The 22491-nt window shown below is 57.2% G+C and carries 21 protein-coding genes; 10 read left to right on the forward strand and 11 right to left on the reverse strand.

Annotation, left to right across the window (positions count from 1 at the left end; genetic code table 11):
• The 3 genes from IFT84_RS19390 to IFT84_RS19400 form a co-directional block, all read right to left on the reverse strand.
• Positions 1–323: hypothetical protein (locus tag IFT84_RS19390; protein ID WP_192122273.1), on the reverse strand; the 323-nt coding region annotated here is incomplete at its 3' end.
• A gap of 36 nt (positions 324–359) precedes the next feature.
• Positions 360–518, reverse strand: coding sequence for a hypothetical protein (locus IFT84_RS19395; protein ID WP_192122274.1), 159 nt, complete (start codon positions 516–518; stop codon positions 360–362).
• 8 nt (positions 519–526) lie between these two features.
• Positions 527–1813 (reverse strand): SAM-dependent methyltransferase, encoded by a 1287-nt coding sequence (locus tag IFT84_RS19400; protein ID WP_192122275.1) that lies wholly within the window; start codon positions 1811–1813, stop codon positions 527–529.
• Positions 1814–1950: 137 nt separating this feature from the next.
• On the opposite strand from IFT84_RS19400, the gene IFT84_RS19405 reads away from it, so the two are divergent.
• From IFT84_RS19405 to IFT84_RS19430, 6 genes are all read left to right on the forward strand, one after another.
• A complete protein-coding gene (locus tag IFT84_RS19405; RefSeq protein WP_192122276.1) occupies positions 1951–2397 on the forward strand; it encodes a pyridoxamine 5'-phosphate oxidase family protein in 447 nt (148 codons plus the stop codon).
• 35 nt (positions 2398–2432) lie between these two features.
• Complete coding sequence (locus IFT84_RS19410; protein WP_192122277.1) at positions 2433–2789, forward strand: YbaN family protein; 357 nt, start codon at positions 2433–2435, stop codon at positions 2787–2789.
• Positions 2790–2983: 194 nt separating this feature from the next.
• Entirely contained in the window at positions 2984–3928 is a 945-nt protein-coding gene (locus tag IFT84_RS19415; RefSeq protein WP_192122278.1) for a tripartite tricarboxylate transporter substrate-binding protein, read from the forward strand.
• On the forward strand, positions 3925–4419 hold the full coding sequence (locus tag IFT84_RS19420) for a tripartite tricarboxylate transporter TctB family protein (RefSeq protein ID WP_192122279.1): 495 nt from the start codon (positions 3925–3927) through the stop codon (positions 4417–4419). The genes IFT84_RS19415 and IFT84_RS19420 overlap by 4 nt, the downstream gene beginning before the upstream one ends.
• A gap of 6 nt (positions 4420–4425) precedes the next feature.
• Positions 4426–5943, forward strand: coding sequence for a tripartite tricarboxylate transporter permease (locus tag IFT84_RS19425; protein WP_192122280.1), 1518 nt, complete (start codon positions 4426–4428; stop codon positions 5941–5943).
• Between the two features lie 167 nt (positions 5944–6110).
• Positions 6111–6281: a hypothetical protein gene (locus IFT84_RS19430; protein WP_192122281.1), complete on the forward strand. Its 171-nt coding sequence runs from the start codon at positions 6111–6113 to the stop codon at positions 6279–6281.
• A 54-nt stretch (positions 6282–6335) separates the two neighbouring features.
• Here IFT84_RS19430 and rhaM read toward each other — a convergent pair whose 3' ends face one another.
• The 6 genes from rhaM to IFT84_RS19460 form a co-directional block, all read right to left on the reverse strand.
• On the reverse strand, positions 6336–6653 hold the full coding sequence (gene rhaM, locus IFT84_RS19435) for an L-rhamnose mutarotase (protein ID WP_192122282.1): 318 nt from the start codon (positions 6651–6653) through the stop codon (positions 6336–6338).
• A complete protein-coding gene (locus IFT84_RS19440) occupies positions 6650–7678 on the reverse strand; it encodes an ABC transporter permease (protein ID WP_192122283.1) in 1029 nt (342 codons plus the stop codon). The genes rhaM and IFT84_RS19440 overlap by 4 nt, the downstream gene beginning before the upstream one ends.
• Positions 7675–8664, reverse strand: coding sequence for an ABC transporter permease (locus tag IFT84_RS19445; RefSeq protein WP_192122284.1), 990 nt, complete (start codon positions 8662–8664; stop codon positions 7675–7677). The genes IFT84_RS19440 and IFT84_RS19445 overlap by 4 nt, the downstream gene beginning before the upstream one ends.
• On the reverse strand, positions 8661–10196 hold the full coding sequence (locus tag IFT84_RS19450) for a sugar ABC transporter ATP-binding protein (protein WP_192122285.1): 1536 nt from the start codon (positions 10194–10196) through the stop codon (positions 8661–8663). Before IFT84_RS19450 ends, IFT84_RS19445 begins: the two co-directional genes overlap by 4 nt.
• A 111-nt stretch (positions 10197–10307) precedes the next feature.
• The gene (gene rhaS / locus IFT84_RS19455) at positions 10308–11309 is read right to left on the reverse strand and encodes a rhamnose ABC transporter substrate-binding protein (protein WP_192122286.1); all 1002 of its coding nucleotides are present in this window, start codon (positions 11307–11309) and stop codon (positions 10308–10310) included.
• A gap of 45 nt (positions 11310–11354) precedes the next feature.
• Complete coding sequence (locus tag IFT84_RS19460; RefSeq protein WP_192122287.1) at positions 11355–12164, reverse strand: DeoR/GlpR family DNA-binding transcription regulator; 810 nt, start codon at positions 12162–12164, stop codon at positions 11355–11357.
• Positions 12165–12365: 201 nt separating this feature from the next.
• On the opposite strand from IFT84_RS19460, the gene IFT84_RS19465 reads away from it, so the two are divergent.
• Complete coding sequence (locus tag IFT84_RS19465) at positions 12366–14480, forward strand: bifunctional rhamnulose-1-phosphate aldolase/short-chain dehydrogenase (RefSeq protein WP_192122288.1); 2115 nt, start codon at positions 12366–12368, stop codon at positions 14478–14480.
• 12 nt (positions 14481–14492) lie between these two features.
• Here the strand turns inward: IFT84_RS19465 and IFT84_RS19470 are convergent, their stop codons facing one another.
• Entirely contained in the window at positions 14493–14651 is a 159-nt protein-coding gene (locus tag IFT84_RS19470) for a YqaE/Pmp3 family membrane protein (protein ID WP_192122289.1), read from the reverse strand.
• A gap of 49 nt (positions 14652–14700) precedes the next feature.
• Here IFT84_RS19470 and rhaI point away from each other — a divergent pair, with 49 nt between their 5' ends.
• Positions 14701–16029, forward strand: coding sequence for an L-rhamnose catabolism isomerase (rhaI, locus tag IFT84_RS19475; RefSeq protein ID WP_192122290.1), 1329 nt, complete (start codon positions 14701–14703; stop codon positions 16027–16029).
• A 115-nt stretch (positions 16030–16144) separates the two neighbouring features.
• Here the strand turns inward: rhaI and IFT84_RS19480 are convergent, their stop codons facing one another.
• Positions 16145–17902, reverse strand: a complete 1758-nt coding sequence (locus tag IFT84_RS19480) for a glucan ABC transporter ATP-binding protein/ permease (RefSeq protein ID WP_192122291.1) — start codon at positions 17900–17902, stop codon at positions 16145–16147.
• Positions 17903–18197: 295 nt separating this feature from the next.
• Between IFT84_RS19480 and IFT84_RS19485 the strand changes: the two genes are divergently transcribed.
• Together IFT84_RS19485 and pyc are read left to right on the forward strand one after the other, a co-directional pair.
• On the forward strand, positions 18198–18938 hold the full coding sequence (locus tag IFT84_RS19485; protein WP_192122292.1) for a LuxR family transcriptional regulator: 741 nt from the start codon (positions 18198–18200) through the stop codon (positions 18936–18938).
• Between the two features lie 91 nt (positions 18939–19029).
• Positions 19030–22485, forward strand: a complete 3456-nt coding sequence (pyc, locus tag IFT84_RS19490; protein WP_192122293.1) for a pyruvate carboxylase — start codon at positions 19030–19032, stop codon at positions 22483–22485.
• Positions 22486–22491 lie beyond the last annotated feature (6 nt).

Raw genomic sequence — 22491 nt, forward strand, 5'->3', positions numbered from 1 at the left:
TAGCTTTTCGCCGCTTCGCTCAAAGCACTGTCGAACCGGCCTACCGCAACGCGACGCGCCAGCGCCTGCAGCACCGCCTGATAATCCAGACGGACAATCGGGCTCACATCCTCGAAACTGTCTGCCAGCCCATGCGTGTCGTAGATCAGCATCTGTTCCTCGGGCGTAAATTCGCCGCCGATCCCGACGCGCCGAAAGGCGGCCAGGCAGGCGGGATCATCCAGCAGGCGCTGCGCAAAATCCTGTATCTGCCCGGTGCGAAACAACCGCTCGGTCATTTCCTCATGCGTGGGTTCACCCAGGCCGCTGTTTGTCAAACTCATATCATCACCCCAAAGCCAGCACCTGAAAACGCAGAGTCACGCTGCCATAGCGTACGGCATCATGTCGCCATCATCTTTGAAGAGGCCGCTTCGCTTGCTGTCGATGACGTAAAGTATACGCGGATCACCTGTATAAATGTTGCTGTAGAGATATTTGCAATAGCTGGTCCTCGTTGCCCCCAGAATGATAGCCATGCCATCCCTCATAAGTTGCGGAAGTTGCCCGGAGCTTTCCGTGCAATGTCAGAGCCAACGGGCATACCCAACGCCGTCTCACGCCCGATCAGGGTGCGCTGATCATCAGTGATGTAATCACGCACAATCGGTGCCGCATCCCGCTTGCGGGATAGCTGCATGTGGAACACAAGCTGACTGCCGGTGCGAAACATCATCTCAGCGCTGATCAGATAGAATTCCCACATGCGCGCAAAACGCTCATCATAGAGCGCGATCACTTGATCACGGTTTTGCGCAAACCGCTCCGCCCAATGGGCTAGCGTGGTCGCATAGTGCACGCGCAGAAACTCGAGATCTGTGACCCACAAGCTGTTGCGCTCCACAACGTCAAACACTTCTGACAGGGCCGGAGAATACGCGCCCGGAAAGATATATTTGCGCAGCCATGCGCTTGCCATTCCCGGCGGGCTCATATGACCGATGGAATGCAACAGCGCGACACCGTCATCGGGCATCAAAGTGTTCAGCTTGGCAAAAAACTCGTCATAATGGTGTACGCCGACATGCTCGAACATGCCGATGGAGACGATCCGGTCAAACTGCGCGTTAACGTCCCGGTAGTCCCTCAGTTCAAATGTCACCCTATCGACCACGCCCGCATCGATTGCCCGTTGCGTTGCAAGCACCTGTTGCTCTTTGGATAGTGTCACACCCAACACGGTAACATCCGCGATGGCTGCCAGATACAGCGCCATATCCCCCCAGCCGCAGCCAATATCCAGCACCCGCATGCCGGGCTGAAGACAGAGCTTGGCAGCAATCAGCCGCAGCTTGTTGCGCTGGGCCTGCTCAAGTGTATCTTCGGGATTACGAAAATAGCCACAGGAATAGAGCATGTTCTCATCGAGAAACAACTTATAGAACGGATTGCCGAGATCATAATGGTGCGCAACATTCTGCTGCGCCTGGCCTTTTTTGTTGGACTGCTGCCGCTTGCGGAAGCGCATTTTCACGGCCCGCAGCCATTTTTGTATGGGATACGACCCCAGTGAAAGGCGATTGATGGAAAACAGGTAAAGAAAGTCGCGCAAGGTCGATCCTTCTTCAAACCGCATAGTTCCATCCATATAGGCTTCGCCTGCCGCCAGCTCGGCATTCAGCACCAGTGAACGATAAAGCTTCTTGTCGGTCAGCCGCATGGTAACGGCGGGGCCATCGGTTCCGGAATAAACGTGCCGCTGCCCCTCGGCATCGATAACGGTCAGTTGACCCTTTTGAATAAACGCCTTCAACATATGCGAGAGTAGAAACATGCACGTCCCCTCGTTGTGGCAATGAGAACAGACTGGAACCCTCGGTGGCGCAAGTCAATCTGTTTCACGTGAAGCCAACGTCCGTGCTATTCCTTCACACCTGAAAAGGCGTATAATTCCGATTTTGGGAGGATACCATGCTCACCGAACTCACCCCGCAGGAATGCGTTGATTTCGTCAATTCGGCGTCGCTCGGACATCTGGCCTGCGCTCAGGAAGGCCAGCCCTACAGCGTGCCGGTGCGCTTTGCCTGTGAGTATCCCTACCTCTACAGCTTTTCCATGCCTGGGCAAAAGATTGAATGGATGCGGGCCAACCCGCAGGTCTGCCTGTCCGTGCTGGAGCTGAAGTCCGATCATGACTGGCGCAGTGTCATCGTCACCGGCCGGTTTGAAGAACTGCCGGATACGCCGGAACTGCATACAACGCATCACCACGCATGGACCCTGCTGCAGAGCAGACCGAACTGGTGGGAGCCGGGGGCTATCAAGCCGGATACCACGCCCGGAACAACGTCCGTTGCGCCGGTGTTCTACCGCATTCACATGGCACACCTGACGGGCCGGCGTTCTTCACCATCATGAATGCACAAGATGAACGGACGCCGTTAAAGACACATATGCGCCTTTTCTATCTGGCAGCCGGTTGGGCTATGGTTGTTCTTGGCGTCGTTGGTATTTTTCTGCCCCTGTTGCCCACCACACCCTTTCTGCTTGCTGCTGCCTGGTTTTTCTCTCGTGGCTCGCCGGTCCTGGAACGCTGGTTGCTGAACCACAAAACTTTGGGCCCGCCGTTGCAAGACTGGCGTGCCCGGGGCGCGATCTCCCGGCGCGCGAAAATGACGGCCATCGCTATGATCATCGCCAGCTACTGTCTTCTGCTTTTCTATGTGCAGCCCTCAACCATCGTTTTGGTCGTGGTGGGTATAACGCTGATGGGCAGCAGCACATTTATTCTGACGCGGCCCGGACGTTAAAGTTCATAACCGCGTCAAAGATGTTTTGCATCGCAGCGAATGTTGGGTAATGTAAGCAGGAGCTTGTTCGGCACCTTGGAGGGCACCGAACAGTGGGGGGAGCCACTGATGCCAAACAATTGCCAAAGGCGTTCGTAAGCCACCCCCATCATTGTGATTGTGCGCATCTGTTGCGCCTGATGGAGGAGTAGAGTGTGAAACAATTTTTTCTGGCATCTCTCGTTGCGGGCGCTCTGTCGCTGCCTGCCTTTGCAGCTGATTATACGCTGATCGCACCGGCCAACCCCGGCGGCGGCTGGGACCAGACGGCCCGTTCCCTGCAAACGGTCATGCAGGAAGAAGGCATTTCCGGCAACGTACAGGTACAGAACGTACCCGGCGCCGGTGGCACAATCGGTCTTGCGCAGTTTGCAAGCCAGGCCAAGGGCAACCCGAATACGCTGATCGTCGGCGGCTATGTCATGGTCGGGGCCATTCTCACCAACAAATCACCCGTAACCCTCAAGGATGTAACCCCGATTGCCCGCCTCACCGGCGAGTACGAGGCCATTGTGGTTCCAGCCGCGTCGCCCATTCAAACCATTGCGGACCTGATTGCCGCCCTGAAGGCCGATCCGGGTGCGGTATCCTGGGCCGGTGGGTCTGCGGGCGGTACGGACCATATCGCCGTGGGTCTGGTTGCAAAGGCGGCCGGTGTCGACCCCAAGAAAATCAACTATATCGCGTTTTCCGGCGGTGGCGAGGCTTTGGCCGCAATTCTGGGCAATCAGGTAACGGCTGGCATTTCCGGGTATGGCGAGTTTGAGTCGCAGGTCAAATCCGGCACCTTGCGGTTGCTGGCTGTCACCAGTGCCGAGCGCATTGCGGGCGTTGATGGTCCGACGTTGAAAGAGTCCGGCCTCGATGTGGTTGTCGAGAACTGGCGCATGGTTGCGGCTGCCCCCGGCCTGACACCGGAGCAAACGGCTGTGATTTCCGCTGATGTGGAAAAGACTGTGAAATCGGCCAGCTGGCAGGAGCTTTTGAAAACCAAGGGCTGGCAGGATACCTATCTGGCCGGAGATGCGTTCAAAGCCCAGCTTGACAAGGATATCGCATCCTCCGAAGCGGTCCTGAAAGAAATCGGGCTGGTTGAATGAGCATCGACGCGCCTCAAACGCCAACACGCAGCGGCCCCAACAGGGCCGCTCTTGTCATTGCCCTCTGTCTCTTCGCCCTTGGCTGCCTGATTCTCTGGGATACATCACGCCTGAGTGCCATGGCGAGCTATGCCCGCATCGGCCCCGCAACCGTGCCCAACATCATCGCCGGGGGCCTTGTCATTCTGGCGCTTTGCACCGGTTACACGGCCTTTCGTGGTGGCTTTCCGGAAATGGAGCAGCTTGATGTGCCTCCGGTGCTGTGGATCGTGGCGGGCCTTGTGGCGCAATTGCTGCTGCTGAAACCCCTTGGATTTTCGATTGCCACAGGCCTTCTGTTCGCGTTGACGGCGCGGGGTTTTGGCAAGCGCAAATTGTGGTTCTCCATTCCAATCGGCATTGTCATCTGCTTTGTCGTGTGGATCATCTTTTCCAAGCTGTTGCAGCTTTCGCTTCCAGCCGGCCCGCTTGAGCGGCTGTTTTTCTCGTGAGGCACAATGGCTACGTTTGAATTTCTGCTCCAGGGTATCGTCGTCGCCTGTCAGCCGATGAATCTTCTTTATGCCCTGATTGGCGTAACCCTCGGCACCGCCGTGGGTGTGCTTCCGGGCATTGGTCCGGCACTCACCGTCGCGCTGCTGCTGCCGGTGACCTACAAGCTCGATCCGGCTGGCTCGCTCATCATGTTTGCCGGCATCTATTACGGTGGCATGTATGGCGGCTCGACCACGTCCATCCTGCTGAATACCCCCGGCGAAAGCTCGTCCATCGTTACCGCGCTGGAGGGCAACAAAATGGCCCGGGCGGGCCGTGGAGGACCGGCGCTGGCCACGGCTGCAATCGGCTCCTTTGTGGCAGGCCTCATTGCTACCCTGGGTTTGGCGTTCATTGCCCCCTTTATCGTCAAGTTCGCGCTTGTCTTCGGTCCGCGTGAGTATTTCGCGCTGATGGTGCTGGCCTTCATCACCGTGTCCTCAGCGTTCGGGGATTCGACACTTCGCGGTCTTACCGCGCTGTTCATCGGCTTTGCGCTTGCGATTATCGGCATTGATCAACAGACCGGTCAGGCCCGCATGAGCTTCGGCATTCCCGATCTTCTGGACGGGATCGAAGTTACGACGCTGGCTGTCGCCATGTTTGCCATCGGGGAGAGCCTCTACATCGCAGCACAAGGCGACCGGGGTCCCGACAAGGTGGAAGCCGTGCGCGGCTCTGTGTGGATGACAGCACAGGACTGGGCGCGCTCGTGGAAGCCATGGTTGCGCGGTACGTTGATTGGTTTTCCAATCGGTGCCATGCCCGCGGGCGGTGCCGAAATCGGCACTTTCCTGTCCTACGCCACGGAAAAACGGCTGACCAAGCATCCGGACGAGTTCGGCCACGGTGCCATTGAAGGCGTTGCGGGACCCGAGGCGGCCAACAACGCCTCGGCGGCTGGCACGCTGGTGCCCCTGCTGACGCTTGGTCTACCAACCACCGCAACTGCCGCCATCATGCTGGCGGGTTTCCAGCAATACGGTCTGCAACCCGGTCCACTGCTGTTTGCAACCAACCCGCAACTGGTCTGGGGGCTGATCGCCAGCCTGTTGATTGCCAACTTCATGCTGCTGGTTCTGAATCTTCCACTTGTGGGCCTTTGGGTACGGCTTCTGACCATTCCCAAACCATGGCTTTATGCAGGCATTCTGCTGTTTGCGACCCTTGGCACCATCGGCGCAAACCCGTCGGTCTTTGAACTCGGAATGTTGCTTGCGTTCGGGCTTCTTGGGTTTGTCATGCGTATCTTCGGCTACCCGATTGCACCAGTGGTCGTGGGCCTTATTCTTGGCCCCATGGCAGAACAGCAATTGCGCCGTGCGCTGGCAATCAGCCAGGGCGATCTGACCACGTTGGTGGCCTCGCCAATTGCCGCCGTCCTTCTTGCAGTCGCGGCAGCGGCGTTGGTCGTACCGCTGATCCTTCGAGCACGCGGTAAAGGCAAAGTTCTGTCGGATCTCGCTGCCAGCGAAGACTAATCAGCCGATACCATCTGGAATGAAAAAAGGCCGCTCTTTTGACGCGGCCTTTTTCTTGCTCTTATATCAAGCGCCTTACATTTTTGCATGGGAGATGTGAAAAGCTGCAACTTGTGCCTGCAAGCTTGAAAGATCATCTTAAGTCCATCAACACTTTGAGGCATCTCATGAGCAACCGTAACACACATAGTCAGAACATCTTCACACGCGCCTTTGCCGTGTTCAGTGCTGCCACAACGGCTGCAGCTGCTATCGAAGGCCGTCGCCGCCCCACAGACCGCGACCTGCGCACCCTCGGTATCGATCCAAACCACTTCAACGATGTTGGCCGTGGCTAAGCATGTCCATTAAAAGCGGGATCGCTTTTACCTCTAGCAAATGCCTTGAATGCTTCAAGGCATAAAAAACACCGGCACGAGGTCCCGCGAGACGGGCGAGCAATCAGCGTTCGTTTCCATGATATCGGCCATGTGCGCCCACCAGCGCTGCATCACCGGATGCTCTGGCAGACTGTCCATGGAGTGGCCCGCGGCGCGGGTCAAAACACCGAACAGCGTGTTGGTCTGTTGATCCAGATGGATTGAGTAATCCGAAACGCCTGCGTCGTGCAGAAGCTCCCTCAGTTCCGGCCATAGGTCATCATGGCGGCGCTTGTACTCGGCCTCCATGCCGGGGTTCAGTTTCATGACAAATGCGTAGCGTTCACTCATCGCAGGCTGCGTCCCTTCATGCGTCGCGCTACGATGGGCAGCGCAATCGTGATGATCAACAGCAGGCCGATGAAAATCGACATGACGATTCCAGGGACATTAAGAAGCCCAAGGCCGAATGTCACCAGCCCCATGACGAACGCCGCAATCACGACGCCACCAATGGTGCCGGACCCGCCCAGGATCGAAATACCGCCCAGCACGACCATGGTTACCACTTCCAACTCCCACCCTTGAGCAATGGAGGGACGGGTAGAGCCAAGGCGTGAGGTCAGGCACACAGCCGCTATGCCGCTCATCAATCCTGTGAGCAGAAACAGAATGAACTTGACCCGCTCCACTGGCACACCGGAAAAGCGCGCCGCAAACGGGTTGTTTCCGATGACATAGACCTGACGTCCAAAATTGGTTGCGTGCAGCAGGACAGCAAACACAACAGCCGCTACGGCAAACAGCGCGAACTCGAAAGAAAACACCCAGACGACATAGCCCTGCCCGAAATAGGCAAAGCTTGCCGGATAACCGCCATAGGCCTTATCGCCTAGCACCATGTAGGATAGGCCGCGAAACAAGCTCATCGTACCGATGGTGACAACGATGGATGGCAGCTTCAAACCGGACACAAGGAAACCGTTGACCGCGCCACAGGCAAGCCCGGTACCGACCCCGATCAAAACCAGTGCAGGTGTGCCCAATCCCATCTGCGCCGCCGCACCCATAGCGGTTGAGGCCAGCGCGATGATGGCGGCCACCGACAGGTCAATTTCGCCCGCGATAATCAGCAGCGCCATGGCGAAGGCGATCAACGCTTTTTCCGTAAAGTTGAAGGTTGCGTCCGACAGGTTCCACGCGTTGAGGAAATAAGGGGAGGCGAACGCATTGGCGATGAAAATCACCACCGCGACAATCAGCAGCAACACTTCCCAGCTTGCCAGAATGCGGGTGAACGGTGTTCCCAGCCGGTCCGGTATGGCGCGGCGGGTCTGGGCGCTGTCGCTGTTTGTGGGGTCCGTCAAAGCGCTCATGCACCACCCTCTGCTTTCGAATGGGCGCGCAGAATCATGCGGCCCCGGTTACGCTCTGCACGCGCATTAAAGATGACCGCCAGAATGATCACGAGACCGGAAATAGCCATCTGCGCGAAAGGCGAGATGCCAATGACCGGCAATGCATTCTTGATCACGCCGAGGAACAACGCTCCCAGCACCGCACCGCCCACGGAACCAATGCCGCCGGCAATCGAAATGCCGCCGATCACGCAGGCTGCCACACTGTCCAGCTCAAAACCGGCAGCAATATCCACATAGGCAACTGCGTAGCGTGAAACCCATAGATAACCAGAAAGACCCGCCAGCGCACCGGACAGCACAAAGGCGTAGAACTTGGTTCGGCCCACATCGATGCCCGCATAGGTCGCCGCCACCGGGTTACCACCGGATGCATAGGTCGCGCGGCCAAAGCCGGTGCGTGACAGCACGAACACCATCAGTGCCACGATCAGAATGGCAACCCAGCCCAGCACCGGCAGACCCAGGAGCATGGTGCGCGGTGTGTTGAGAAAGGTCGGCGTCATCTGATGCGCATTGATCCAGCTTCCACCGGACAGAACAAAGGCCATGCCGCGATAGATCGTCAGCGTTCCAAGCGTCACCACAATCGGCGGAATGCCGAGCGCCCAAACGAGATAGCCGTTGATTGCGCCCAGAGCCGCTCCCATGCCAATGGCAACACCAAGGATCAGCACCAGCGGCAGGGCAGGATAGGCTGCATTCAACATGGCCACCGCCATACCGGTAAACGCCAGATTGGCGGCCACTGACAAATCAATGGATTTTGTAAGGATAACCGTCATTTGCCCCAGTGCCAGAATGATGAGGATAGACGTATCGTTGAAGATATTGGCGAGGTTTTTGGGTCCGGCAAAGCCCGGTGCCCGCGTGGCGAACAAGGCAATCATGACAGCAATAATCACGACCAGCAGGACTTCACGGTTTTTCAGCAGATGTTTCATTCCTGTCCCTGCATATTTCCAGTTGCGGCGCGCACCAGCGTTTCGGCGTTCAATTGGTCTCGCTCGAACAAGCCAGCACTTAAACCCTCATGCATGACTAGCACCCGGTCCGACATGCCCAATATCTCCGGCAGTTCGGAGGAAATCATGATGATGGATAGCCCTTCCGCCGCCAGTTCACTGATAAAGCCGTGCACCGCCGCCTTGGAGCCGATGTCGATCCCCTTGGTCGGTTCGTCCAGAATGATTACTTTTGGCCGGGTCGCGAGCCATTTGCCGATCACCACCTTTTGCTGGTTGCCACCTGATAGCGTGCCGACAGGCACAGACAGGGCAGCCGCGCGCAGGTCCAGCCGCTCCGCATAGGTGCGCGACAGTTTGAGTTCTTCCGCCGCGCGTAGAAAACCGCTGCGCGACGTGCGCGATAGTGACGGCAAGGACATGTTCTGAAAAATCGGCATGGGCAGCGCCACCCCGTGGCGGCCACGCTCTTCGGGCACATAGACAATACCAGCCGCAATGGCATCTGCCGAGGAGCGGATGCTTAAGTCCTTGCCGTCCATGGTCAGGCGACCGCTGGATGGCCGGGAAATGCCGAACAGCGACTGGCAAATTTCCGACCGCCCCGCGCCGATCAGCCCATACAGCCCAAGTATTTCACCGCGACGCAGATCAAACGAGATGTCGCGATACTCCGTCTCGTGGCAATAGTTCTCAACAGTGAGAACGGGCCTGCCGATGGCTACATCCACCTTGGGAAAAGCTTTGGCAACATCTCGCCCTACCATCAGGCGCACGATTTCGTTCTGGCCCGCATCGGCCAGTTGTCCTGCCCCCACCGATTGCCCGTCACGAAAAACCACGTAGTTTTCCGCGATTTCGTAGACCTCATCGAATTTGTGGCTGATAAACAGAATGGCTTTGCCCTGCGCCTTCAACCGCGTCACGATGCGGAAAAGGTCGTCAATTTCCTTGCGCGACAGGGCCGCCGTTGGCTCATCCATGATAACAATGCCGGATTCCACCGACAGAGCCCGCGCGATGGCTACCAGATGCCGCTGAGCAATCGACAAGTCCCGCAGCCGCATGGCCGGGTCTATTTCCGTTTCCAGTGCCTGCAACAGGCTGGCCGCCTTGGTATTCATCGTCTTCCAGTCGATCAGCCCGAAACGCGTGCGCGGCGCATGACCCAGATAGATGTTTTCACCCACCGTCAGATCATCAAACAGCACGGTTTCCTGATGAATGGCTGTCACACCGGCGTCAATCGCGCCTTGCGCATTGGTGAATGTTACCGGCTGGCTATCCAGCAAAATTTCACCCTCGTCAGGCTGGTAGATGCCGGTCAGAATTTTGACGAGCGTGGATTTTCCTGCGCCGTTTTCCCCGATCAGCGCTGTTACCTCACCGGCTTTCAGCGCAATATTGACCCGGTCCAGCGCCTTGATGCCCGGAAATATCTTGGAAATGCCGCGCATCTCCAGCCGTGGAGCGGCCATGTCGACGGCTGGCTGTCGAAGAGCTGTGGTCATGTTGGAGTCCAGGTTGACGTATGTTCAGGCATAATCTGGTTGATCCTCGTTCACTCCGGTCGGATCAAGCCGGTGACGATCCGGTGACGTGCCACCGGATCGCCATGCGCATCAAAATACTTTAGAGAATTCGTCGATGTTCGACGCGTTGTAGATGAACGGGTCGGCCATGGCCGCTTCGCCGCCTTCACCTACCTTGATCTTGCCCATGCGCCCGGCTTCGATTTCAGCGCCGACCGCTGCGTCCGTATCGCCCTTGACAAGATGATAGGCGATTTCTGTAATGGAATAGCCAAGATCGATCGGGTTCCAGATCGCAAATTCCTTGGTCGCCCCGGACTTGATCGCACCGGCCATTTCCGAAGGAAGACCCAGACCCGTCACGTAGACTTGACCGATCTTGCCCGCATCCTTTACCGCCTGCGATGCAGCCAACACGCCCACCGTTGTTGGCGCTACGATAACTTTCACATTCGGCTGCGACGTCAGGATGCCCTGTGCTTCGCGATAGCTTTTGTCGGCCAGATCATCCCCGTAAACCGTGGTGACGAGATTGAGGCCCGGAAAATCGCCCATCTGCTTCTTCATTTGCTCAATCCAGATATTCTGGTTTGTGGAGGTCGTTGTGGCCGACAGGATTGCAAAATCACCCTTGCCATCGGGCAAATGGTTTTTCACCAGTTGCAGGCACATCTTGCCGATCAGCGCATTGGATGATGGCGTCAGGTGCATGATACGGCCTTCTGCGGCCACGCCGGAATCCCAGGAAACGACCTTGATACCACGGCTCATCGCGCGCTTCAGCGCCGGGACCACAGCATCCGGATCATTGGCGGAGATGGCGATTGCGTCCACCTTCTGCGCAATCAGCGCATTGATCACTTCAATCTGGCCTTCTGCGGTGGTGGATGTAGGGCCGGTATAGATTACCTCTACACCACCTAGCTCTTTCGCTGCTTCCTGCGCGCCCTTGTTGGCAGCTTCAAAAAAGCCGTTGCCAAGCGATTTGGCCACCAGACCAATTTTTATATCGGCAGCGTTGGCCATACCAACTGCCGCCAGTGTTGCGATTGCAAAGGCCACGCCCGCGGCCAGTGTCTTGAACCTGTTCATAATGTCTCCTCCCAATGAACCCGATGTATCATCCCCGAACCGGCATCATGCCGTCAACGAGGCCGTCTCTCTCCCCGCCGCCGTCGCTTTCGCCACAACGAGCGTAATTCCTGCGTTTTCAATCATCGTGCGGGAGGCATCGCTGATGCCTTCGTCCGTGATGATCGTGCTGACCCGTTCCAGCGGACATAACAGCAGGCTGGACCGCCGGTCGAACTTCGATGAATCAACCATCACCACCAGTTCATCGGCTTGATTGATCAGTTTCTGCTCGCTTTGGATAATCAGCGCATCCGATTCCATAATTCCCAGCGGTCCCACCCCCTGCGCGCCCATGAACATGCGCCGGGCCGAAAAATTCCGGGTCGCGTCATTGTCAAAGGGTGACAGGATCAGGCTCTGTTCGCGATAGATGGCGCCGCCCGGCACCGTCACGGTGCTTTTGGAATGCTTCACCAGATGCTCGGCGATGGCGAAGGAATTGGTCATGACCTGCAAGCGGCGCGCCGCCATGAAGTGCACCATCTGGAAAGTCGTCGTCCCGCCATTGATAATAATGGCGTCACCTTCCGCACACAAATCCACAGCAGCGCGTGCAATGGCGCGCTTGGCGGACGCGTGCTCCGTTTCCGATACCCGGAATGGCCGCCCCGCAAGGTTACCGAGCTGCGGTGGATGCAACGCTTCCGCGCCGCCGCGCACCCGCCGCAACTTGCCTTGCAGGTGCAACGCCGCAATATCGCGCCGGATCGTCGCCTCGGACGCCTCCGTCAACCCGGCAATATCCAGCACGGTTACGACAGGCTTCTCCTGTATCGCGCTCAAGATAATGCGGTGGCGTTCACGTTCGTGCATCGGCTCTCCTCTTGTGCCCGATACTTGGCTGAAATCCAGCCGTTGTCAATCGTCTTCGCTCACGAACATTCAATGTCCGCCATTTTTGCGCGTTTATGATCGTTATAGATTGACAGACTTTGTGAAATTGGGCGATACCGGTGCAGGAACGATCAGGCTTGGTCAATGGCCGCCTGATCCTGAGGATTTTGGGAGGATACCATGACTGGCACGCCAAACTTCGTTGAGAAGGCAGGCCTTCTTGACAACCGTTGGGATGATACCATTGCCGCGACACTGGATGAGCCCGGCAAGCTTCTTTACCGCTCCAATCTTCTGGGCGCTGACAAGCGCATTACAAATTACGGCGGCGGCAACACCTCCGCCAAGGTTATGGAAACCGATCCCCTGACCGGTCAGCCTGTCAAAGTCCTGTGGGTCAAAGGCTCCGGCGGCGATGTCGGCACTATTAAACTGGATGGTTTCGCGACGCTCTATCAGGACAAGCTGGATGCATTGAAAGGCATTTATCAGGGTGTGGCGGACGAAGACCGCATGGTTGGCTTCCTGCCCCATTGCACCTTCAATCTCAACAGCCGGGCAGCGTCCATCGACACGCCCCTGCATGGTTTCGTGCCGTTTACCCACGTCGATCACATGCACCCGGACGCCATTATCGCCATTGCCGCCTCCAAAAATTCGCGCGAACTGACGCAGCAGATTTTCGGCAGTGATATCGGCTGGCTGCCATGGCGGCGCCCCGGTTTTCAACTTGGTCTGGATCTGGAAGCGTTCGTCAAGGCGAACCCGTCAGCCAAGGGCGTCGTGCTGGAGAGCCATGGCCTCTTCACCTGGGCCAATGATGCCAAGGTCTGCTATGAGTTGACGCTTGATATCATCAACAAGGCAATCGTCTGGTTTGATCAGCAGACCTCTGGCAAGACCATTTTTGGTGGAGCCGTAGCGCAGAGCTTGGCCCCCGATCAGCGTCGCGCAATTGCAGCCCGCCTTATGCCGGAAATTCGCGGCCGTATCGGCAAGGCGGAACGCAAGCTGGGCGACTTTGATGATCAGGACGCAGTGCTGGAATTTGTCAATTCCGCTCAGTTGCGCCCTCTCGGCCAATTGGGAACGTCCTGCCCGGACCATTTTCTCCGCACAAAAATTCGCCCGTTGATCGTTGATTTCGATCCCGCCAACCCGGACGTTGATACCATCGTCGCAGGGCTGGATGCGGCTTTGGAAGACTACCGGGCCGATTATGCCCGGTATTACAACGCCTGCAAGCACGATAACTCCCCGGCGATGCGTGATCCCAATCCGGTTATCTTCCTGATTCCCGGGGTTGGTATGCTGTCATTCGCTCGGGATAAGGCCACCGCGCGCATTGCGGGTGAGTTCTATGTCAACGCTATCAACGTCATGCGAGGCGCATCCACCGTCTCGGAGTATCAAGGGCTGCCGGAACAGGAGGCCTTTGATATTGAGTACTGGTTGCTGGAAGAAGCCAAGCTCCAGCGTATGCCGAAGCCAAAGAGCCTTGCGGGCCGCGTTGCATTCGTTACGGGTGGTGCGGGCGGCATTGGCCGCGCGACCGCAGAGCGTCTGGTGGCTGAAGGTGCCTGCGTGGTTCTGGCCGATATCGATGCCGCAGCACTCGACACCGCAAAACAGGATTTCACCAAACGCTTTGGCGCAGACAGTGTGCGCGGCGTCCATCTGGATGTAACCCGGGAAGACTCCGTCATCACGTCCTTCATCGAGGCCTGCGTCGAGTTCGGGGGCATTGATATTCTGGTGTCCAATGCGGGTATCGCATCGGCATCCGCGGTAGAGGATACGGAACTCAGCGTCTGGAACCGCAACATGGAAATTCTTGCGACCGGGTATTTCCTCGTTTCACGTGAAGCATTCCGGCTGTTCAAGCGTCAGAAAATCGGCGGCAATATCGTGTTTGTTGCGTCAAAGAATGGTTTGGCGGCATCCCAAGGTGCGTCGGCCTATTGCGCCGCAAAGGCTTCGGAAATCCACTTGGCCCGGTGCCTGGCGCTGGAGGGTGCCGATGCAGGCATTCGTGTCAACACGGTAAACCCCGACGCAGTGCTGCGCGGATCCAAAATCTGGAACGGCGAATGGCGTGAGCAGCGTGCGGCGTTATCCAATCTCGCTGTGGACGATCTGGAGGAGCACTATCGCAAGCGCTCACTCCTGAAACTGAATGTTCTTCCAGAGGATATTGCCGAAGCCATTTACTTCCTCGCATCGGATGCGTCCGCGAAGTCAACCGGCAATATCATTAACGTGGATGCGGGCAACGCGCAGAGCTTTACCCGCTAACGCAACGGTGGGCTACCGACGCAGAATCACCCAGATGGCATGGATGATGCCGGGAACGTAGCCCATCAGCGTCAACAGAATATTCAGCCAGAACTGAAGACCAAGGCCAACCTGCAGGAACACGCCAACGGGCGGCAAGAGGATGGCAAGAAGAATACGAAGAATGTCCACTGGCGCCTCACGGGAGTTGTAGGGGGTTTCAGGGATGATAACGCATCATATGCGTTTTTGTTCAAATACCATAGGGGAGGAGCAATCCGTGGAAACCAGAATTTCGCCTGACCTCGTTCAGTCAGACAATGACGCACGCGCAAAAGCCCTGAATTCCGACTATCAGGCGTTAGGGAACAAGCTATCACGCAGCGGGATAGATATTGACGCAGTTACAGCCAAAGTGTCTGAATTCTTCGTTGCCGTTCCCTCATGGGGTGTCGGCACGGGCGGCACACGCTTTGCCCGCTTCCCCGGCATCGGCGAACCACGTGGCATTTTTGACAAGCTGAATGACTGTGCGGTTATCCAGCAACTGACACGCGCGACGCCCAACGTCTCGCTGCATATTCCCTGGGACAAGGCCGACCCGAACGAACTGCGTGACCATGCCACGGCGCTAGGGCTTGGCTTCGATGCCATCAACTCCAACAGTTTCTCCGATGCGCCGGACCAAACGCATTCCTATAAATTCGGCTCTCTCAGCCATGTGACACCGGAAACGCGTGCGCAGGCGGTGGAGCACAACATCGAGTGCATTGAAATAGGCGACGCACTTGGCTCAAAAGCGTTGACCGTCTGGATTGGGGACGGGTCCAACTTCCCCGGTCAAACCAATTTTACCCGCAGTTTCGAGCGCTACCTTGACGCCATGGGCGATATCTACAAAGCGCTGCCCGATGACTGGCGTATCTTCTCCGAGCACAAGATGTATGAGCCGGCGTTCTACTCTACCGTTGTACAGGACTGGGGCAGCAACCTGCTGATTGCCCAGACCCTTGGCGAAAAGGCTTTCTGCCTTGTTGACCTCGGCCATCATGCGCCCAACACCAATATTGAAATGATCGTAGCCCGTCTGATCCAGTTCAAGAAACTGGGTGGCTTCCACTTCAACGATTCGAAATATGGTGATGACGATCTGGATGCCGGGTCCATAGACCCGTACCGCCTGTTCCTTGTCTTCAACGAACTGGTCGATGCCGAGCACCGCGGGGTTGAGAATTTCCATCCGGCCCACATGATCGACCAGTCGCACAATGTCACTGATCCCATCGAAAGCCTGATGGCCAGCGCCAACGAGATTCGCCGCGCCTATGCGCAGGCCCTGCTGGTGGACCGGGAAGCCCTGTCCGAATATCAGGATGATAATGATGCCATTATGGCAACTGAGACACTGAAACGCGCTTTCCGCACCGATGTGGAGCCCATTCTTGCACAAGCTCGCTTGCGGTCCGGCGGTGCCATTGATCCCGTGGCTGCCTACCGCGCCAGTGGCTACCGGGCCAAAGTGGGCGCGGAGCGGCCCGCATCCAAGGCAGGCAGTGGCGGCATAGTGTAACGCGAAAGCATTTCCGGTAAAAAAGCGGAGTTGCTGTTACGTCCGGACAATGCGTCAACAAAGGTTATAAAAAAACCCGCCTGAACCGGCGGGTTTTTCATTCGAAGCCTATCGTTTAAGCGACGTGCAAGGTCCGGCGCACGTCGTCATCGGTCAGAATACCGCTGGCGCGCAGCAAGCCGGCGAAGCGGCCATTGCTCTGGCTGAGTTCATCGAACCCGCCCATTTCGACCACACGACCGTGATCCATGAAGATCACCAGATCGGCCTCGCGAACCGTCGACAAACGGTGGGCGATGATGAAGGTTGTGCGGTCCTTGCGCAGGTTGTCAATCGCAACCTTAACACGGGCTTCCGTCTCGACATCCAGCGCGCTGGTTGCTTCGTCCAGAACCAGGATCGGAGCGTCCTTCAGAATGGCACGAGCGATAGCGATACGCTGACGCTCACCACCGGACAGACGGTTACCGCGTTCACCCACATGGGTATCAAAACCGTCCTGACGGCTCAGAATAAAGTCACGGGCAGCGGCGGCTTCAGCAGCTTCCGATACCTGCTCTTCTGTCGCTTCTTCGCGGCCAAGACGAATATTGTCGCTAATCGAACGGTTCAAGAGACCCGCATCCTGAAACACAGTGGCAATGGACTGGCGCAGAGACTTGCGTGTTACCGTGCTGATATCCGTACCATCGACAAGGATCTTGCCGTCCTGCGGCTCAAACACGCGCTGAAGCAGGTTGACGAGCGTTGTCTTACCGGCACCGGTCGGTCCGACGATTGCAACCGTCTGGCCGGCTTTCACCGTAAAGGAAACATCCCGCACGCCCTGTGTCGTATTGGCAAAATCGAAGGACACATCGCGGAACTCGATATCGCCACGCACCTTGCCCAGGATCTTGGCATCAGCAGGCTCTTCACGGTCCTGAACCGAATCTTCCAGAACGAAGAAGTCTTCGAGCTTTGCACGGGCTTCAAAAATCTGCGTTACGAAAGCCTTCATCTGGTCCAGACGACCGATCAACAGACCGGCAAAGCCGATGAACGCAATCACATCACCGATTTTCAGCTCGCCGCGCTGCACAAGGAAAGTACCGAGAACCAGAATCACCATCATGGAGATTGTAGAGGCCATGCGGTTCAGCGCACTGGCAAGCGCCCACCAGTCCAGCACAGGAAGCTGTGCGGAAATCAGACGGTTGGCAAAGTTCTTCAGTTCGCGTGTTTCGGTTTCGATACGGTTGTAGCTGTGCACGACCGATACGTTGCTGATGGCATCAGACACATGGGCAAACACGGTGTGGTAATGGCCTTCAACCTGCGCCTGACCCTCTTTGGTGCGGTCCATCACGACCTTGCCGATGATGACATAAAGCGCACCGAGAACAACAAGCACGATAGACATACGCACGTCCATGCTGAACGCGGTCGGCACCAGCAGAACCAGGGCAACGGCGGTAGCCAAGTGCGTCCGCATGAATTCCAGCCAGAGGCTGAACAGCGTTTCACACGCGCGCAGCAGGGTGTGCAGCGCATTCGATGTGCCACGCTTGCTGTGCCAGGACAGCGGCATGGAGATGATTCGACCAAACGCCTCGGTAATCAGCGACGCACGGCGGCCATGGGCCAACCGGTCGGCTTCGCGCGCCACCAGAACGAACGCAATGGTGTTGAACACGCCGAGACCGGCCCACATGAACAACATGGGAGCAACATCGTCACGGCTGGAAATCGAATCGATGATACGGCCAAACAGAATCGGCTCCGCGATGGTGATCAGCGCCAGAACGATATTGGCCGCTACAATCGACGAAACACGAAGTTTATAAGCCGCAAGATATTTAAGAGCTCTTGCATAGACCTGAAACAATGTCACTGTTAAACCCCTTCTCGGGTCGCCTGTTTTTACGCCGCAACACGCTGCATGCGACCAGTGCAGATCGACAGGAACTGGAGTGGAAAGGATCACCTGTGATTTCAATTCTGAAACGGTCGGGACCGGCTTTGTCATTCCTGCTCTGTCGATGATTGCGAACCAGACACGTTGCTCTGGGAGGAAGCAGGAGGCCGATCCACAATTCGTAGTCGGATTATCGACTCGTGAACATGAATGAGCGCTGAACGCTTTGGCTGCCGCGGCAGGTATTTACCAAGGTCCGTAAGGGGGAAATATGAAGACAGACTTGTTGCTGACATTTAATCATAAACTGGACGAATACGAGACCGTTCAAGACATTGTTTCCGCCTTTGCCCAGATCATGGATCAGTACGGGTTTCGCTTCTACGGCCTTTTGCGACAACCCAAACCGCATGAGAACCCGGCCAGTCTGGTTCTGGCCGGTCGATGGCCGGAAGAATGGCCCGAAGTCTACATTCGGAAGAAATACGTGCTGATTGACCCGACTGTGCGCTATCTCAACCATGCCCAGCGCGGTTTTCGCTGGGCGGAGACCATGGAAATCTATAAGTCCGACCCCCTGCGCAAGCGCATGGAACGCATGATGGTCGACGCTCGCAGCCACGGTATGGAAGATGGCTATATCTTCCCCATCCATGGGCGACAGGGCCTGCTTGGCAATCTTTCCATGGGCGGCAAGACCGTTGACCTGCCTACGCTGGACATGCTGCTATTTGAGGCGCTGGCCAAGAAGATGTTCTGGCGGATGCTGACGCTGCAAGACCCGATTGCCAGTTCTCTCCTGCAAGCCGCAGCAAACATTCAGTTGACCCGACGGGAAATGGAAGCCCTGAACTTTCTGGCCGACGGCATGACCTCCATCGAAATCGGCAAAGTGTTGCAGATATCCAACCATACGGTCGACTGGTACATGAATGGCATTCAGGAAAAGCTGAACGCGAAAAACCGCCAGCATGCGGTGGCCATTGCCTACCGTCTCGGTCTGATTTCCTGACCCCGAATCACCTACATTGAACTTTTCACCGGAGAACGCTACACCTGTTCTCCGGTGCTTTTGCGCTGTTTCAAGTCCTGAGGAGTCCGACTTGCCTATATCCAAGATTCTCGTCGCCAATCGGTCTGAAATCGCTATTCGCGTGTTCCGCGCGGCCAATGAGCTGGGTATAAAAACGGTCGCGATCTGGGCGGAAGAAGACAAGCTTTCTCTGCATCGTTTCAAGGCAGATGAATCCTATCAGGTGGGCCGCGGTCCGCATCTGGCGCGCGATCTTGGTCCTATCGAAGCCTATCTGTCCATTGACGAGGTGATTCGCGTTGCGCGGCTCTCGGGCGCCGATGCCATTCACCCCGGCTACGGCCTTTTGTCAGAAAGTCCGGAATTCGCCGATGCGTGCGCTGAGGCCGGTATTATCTTTATCGGCCCCAAGCCCGATACCATGCGCCGGCTGGGCAACAAGGTAGCGGCGCGTGAACTGGCCATCAGCGTGGGCGTGCCGGTGGTCCCGGCTACCGATCCCCTGCCCGACGATATGGACGAGGTTGTCCGAATGGCCGAGGAAATCGGCTATCCCGTGATGCTCAAAGCATCCTGGGGCGGCGGCGGGCGCGGTATGCGCGCCGTGCGCGATCCCAAGGATCTTATTCGCGAGGTGACAGAGGGCAAGCGCGAGGCCATGGCTGCCTTCGGCAAGGACGAGGTCTACCTCGAAAAGCTGGTGGAACGCGCCCGCCATGTGGAAAGCCAGATTTTGGGCGATACTCACGGCAATGTCGTGCATCTGTTCGAGCGCGACTGCTCCATCCAGCGCCGAAATCAGAAGGTTGTTGAGCGCGCGCCCGCACCGTATCTCAGCGACGAACAACGACAGGAATTGAGCAGCTACTCGATCAAAATTGCGCAGGCGACCAATTATATTGGCGCGGGCACGGTTGAATATCTGATGGATGCCGACACCGGCAAGTTCTACTTCATTGAAGTGAACCCGCGTATTCAGGTCGAGCATACGGTGACCGAGGTCGTCACCGGAATCGATATTGTCAAGGCACAGATCCACATTCTCGATGGCTTTGCCATCGGCACCCCGGAATCGGGAGTCCCTGCGCAGAAAGATATCCGGCTAAACGGTCATGCGCTCCAGTGCCGCATCACCACCGAAGACCCGGAGCAGAACTTTATTCCCGACTATGGCCGCATCACTGCCTATCGCGGTGCGACTGGTTTCGGCATTCGGCTGGATGGGGGCACAGCCTATTCCGGCGCGTTCATTACCCGCTATTACGATCCGCTGCTGGAGAAAGTCACCGCTTGGGCCCCCGGCCCGCAGGAGGCCATCCAGCGGATGCACCGTGCGCTTCGCGAGTTCCGCATTCGCGGTGTTGCGACCAACCTGACCTTTCTTGAAGCCATCATCACCCATGAGAAGTTTCGTGACAGCACGTACACGACGCGCTTCATCGACACGACACCGGAGTTGTTTCAGCAGGTCAAGCGTGCTGACCGCGCAACCAAGCTTCTCACCTATCTGGCCGACGTCACCGTCAACGGCCATCCAGAAGCCAAAAACCGCCCGCGCCCGAGCAGTGATGCTGCCGAACCCATTGTGCCGTATATCGACGCCAAAATTCCCGATGGCACGAAGCAGAAGCTCGATGAACTCGGTCCCGTAAAGTTCGGCGAATGGATGCGTGCGCGCAAAGAGGTGCTGATCACCGATACCACCATGCGCGACGGGCACCAGTCATTGCTTGCCACGCGTATGCGTACCTATGACATTGCGCGCATTGCCGGAACCTACGCCCGCGCGTTGCCCAATCTTTTCTCACTGGAATGCTGGGGCGGTGCGACGTTCGACGTGTCGATGCGCTTCCTGACCGAAGACCCATGGGAACGGCTGGCCATGGTGCGCGAAGATGCGCCCAACATTCTGCTGCAAATGCTGCTGCGCGGTGCCAACGGCGTCGGCTACAAAAACTACCCGGACAATGTAGTCAAATACTTTGTCCGTCAGGCGGCTGCGGGCGGTATCGATCTCTTCCGCGTCTTCGACTGCCTGAACTGGGTGGAGAACATGCGCGTATCGATGGATGCCGTGGCAGAGGAAAATAAGCTGTGTGAGGCCGCCATCTGCTACACCGGCGATATCCTGAACTCGGCCCGGCCAAAATACGATCTGAAATACTATACCGCACTCGCCGCTGAGCTACAGGCAGCCGGTGCGCATATCATTGCCGTCAAGGATATGGCCGGATTGCTGAAGCCCGCCGCCGCCCGTGTTCTGTTCAAGGCACTGCGTGAAGCGACCGATCTTCCTATCCACTTCCACACGCACGATACATCCGGCATTTCCGCCGCCACGGTTCTTGCGGTGGTTGAGGCTGGCGTGGACGTGGTAGATGCCGCCATGGACAGCTTCTCCGGCAACACGTCGCAACCGTGCCTTGGCTCCATCGTCGAAGCGTTGCGCGGCACGGATCGTGATCCCGGTCTGGACCCGGAATGGATTCGCCGCATTTCCTTCTATTGGGAGGCGGTGCGCAACCAGTATGCGGCGTTTGAAAGCGACCTGAAAGGTCCCGCATCGGAAGTCTATCTGCATGAAATGCCCGGCGGTCAATTTACGAACCTGAAGGAACAGGCGCGCTCACTGGGACTGGAAACCCGTTGGCACGAGGTGGCGCAGGCCTATGCGGATGCCAACCAGATGTTTGGCGATATCGTCAAGGTTACGCCGTCCTCCAAGGTTGTGGGTGACATGGCGCTGATGATGGTCAGCCAGGATCTGAGCGTCGCGGACGTCGAGAATCCGGCGAAAGACATGTCATTCCCGGAATCTGTCGTGTCGATGCTCAAGGGTGATTTGGGTCAGCCGCCGTCCGGCTGGCCGGAAGCGTTGCAGAAGAAGGCACTGAAGGGCGATGCAGCCTATACGGTGCGTCCGGGTTCGCTGCTGCCAGACGCCGATCTCGACGCCGAGCGCAAGGAGATCGAAACCAAGCTGGAACGCGAGGTCAGCGATAACGAGTTCGCGTCCTACCTGATGTATCCCAAAGTCTTTACCGATTATGCTTTGGCTGCGGAGACCTACGGCCCGGTCAGCATTCTACCGACGCCCGCCTACTTCTATGGTTTGGAAGCGGGTGACGAGTTGTTTGCCGATCTCGAAAAAGGCAAAACGCTGGTGGTCCTCAATCAGGCGATCGGGGATGTTGATGACAAGGGCATGGTCAAGGTCTTCTTTGAGCTGAACGGCCAGCCCCGCCCGATCAAGGTTCCAGACCGCACCCGTGGCGGTTCCAGTGCTGCGCGTCGGAAAGCAGAAGCTGGCAACGCGGCCCATCTGGGTGCGCCCATGCCGGGCGTAATCTCGGCGGTATCCGTACAGCCGGGTGCGGCCGTTAAAGCAGGCGATGTGCTTGTGTCTATTGAAGCGATGAAGATGGAAACCGCGCTTCATGCTGAGAAAGACGGCACCGTCGCCGAGGTTCTTGTGAAGATCGGAGATCAGATTGACGCCAAGGACCTGCTGATCGTCTGGGGCTGAATGTGC

Origin of the sequence: Rhizobium sp. CFBP 8762 (genome assembly GCF_014841565.1) — a bacterium.
Classification (GTDB): domain Bacteria; phylum Pseudomonadota; class Alphaproteobacteria; order Rhizobiales; family Rhizobiaceae; genus CFBP-8762.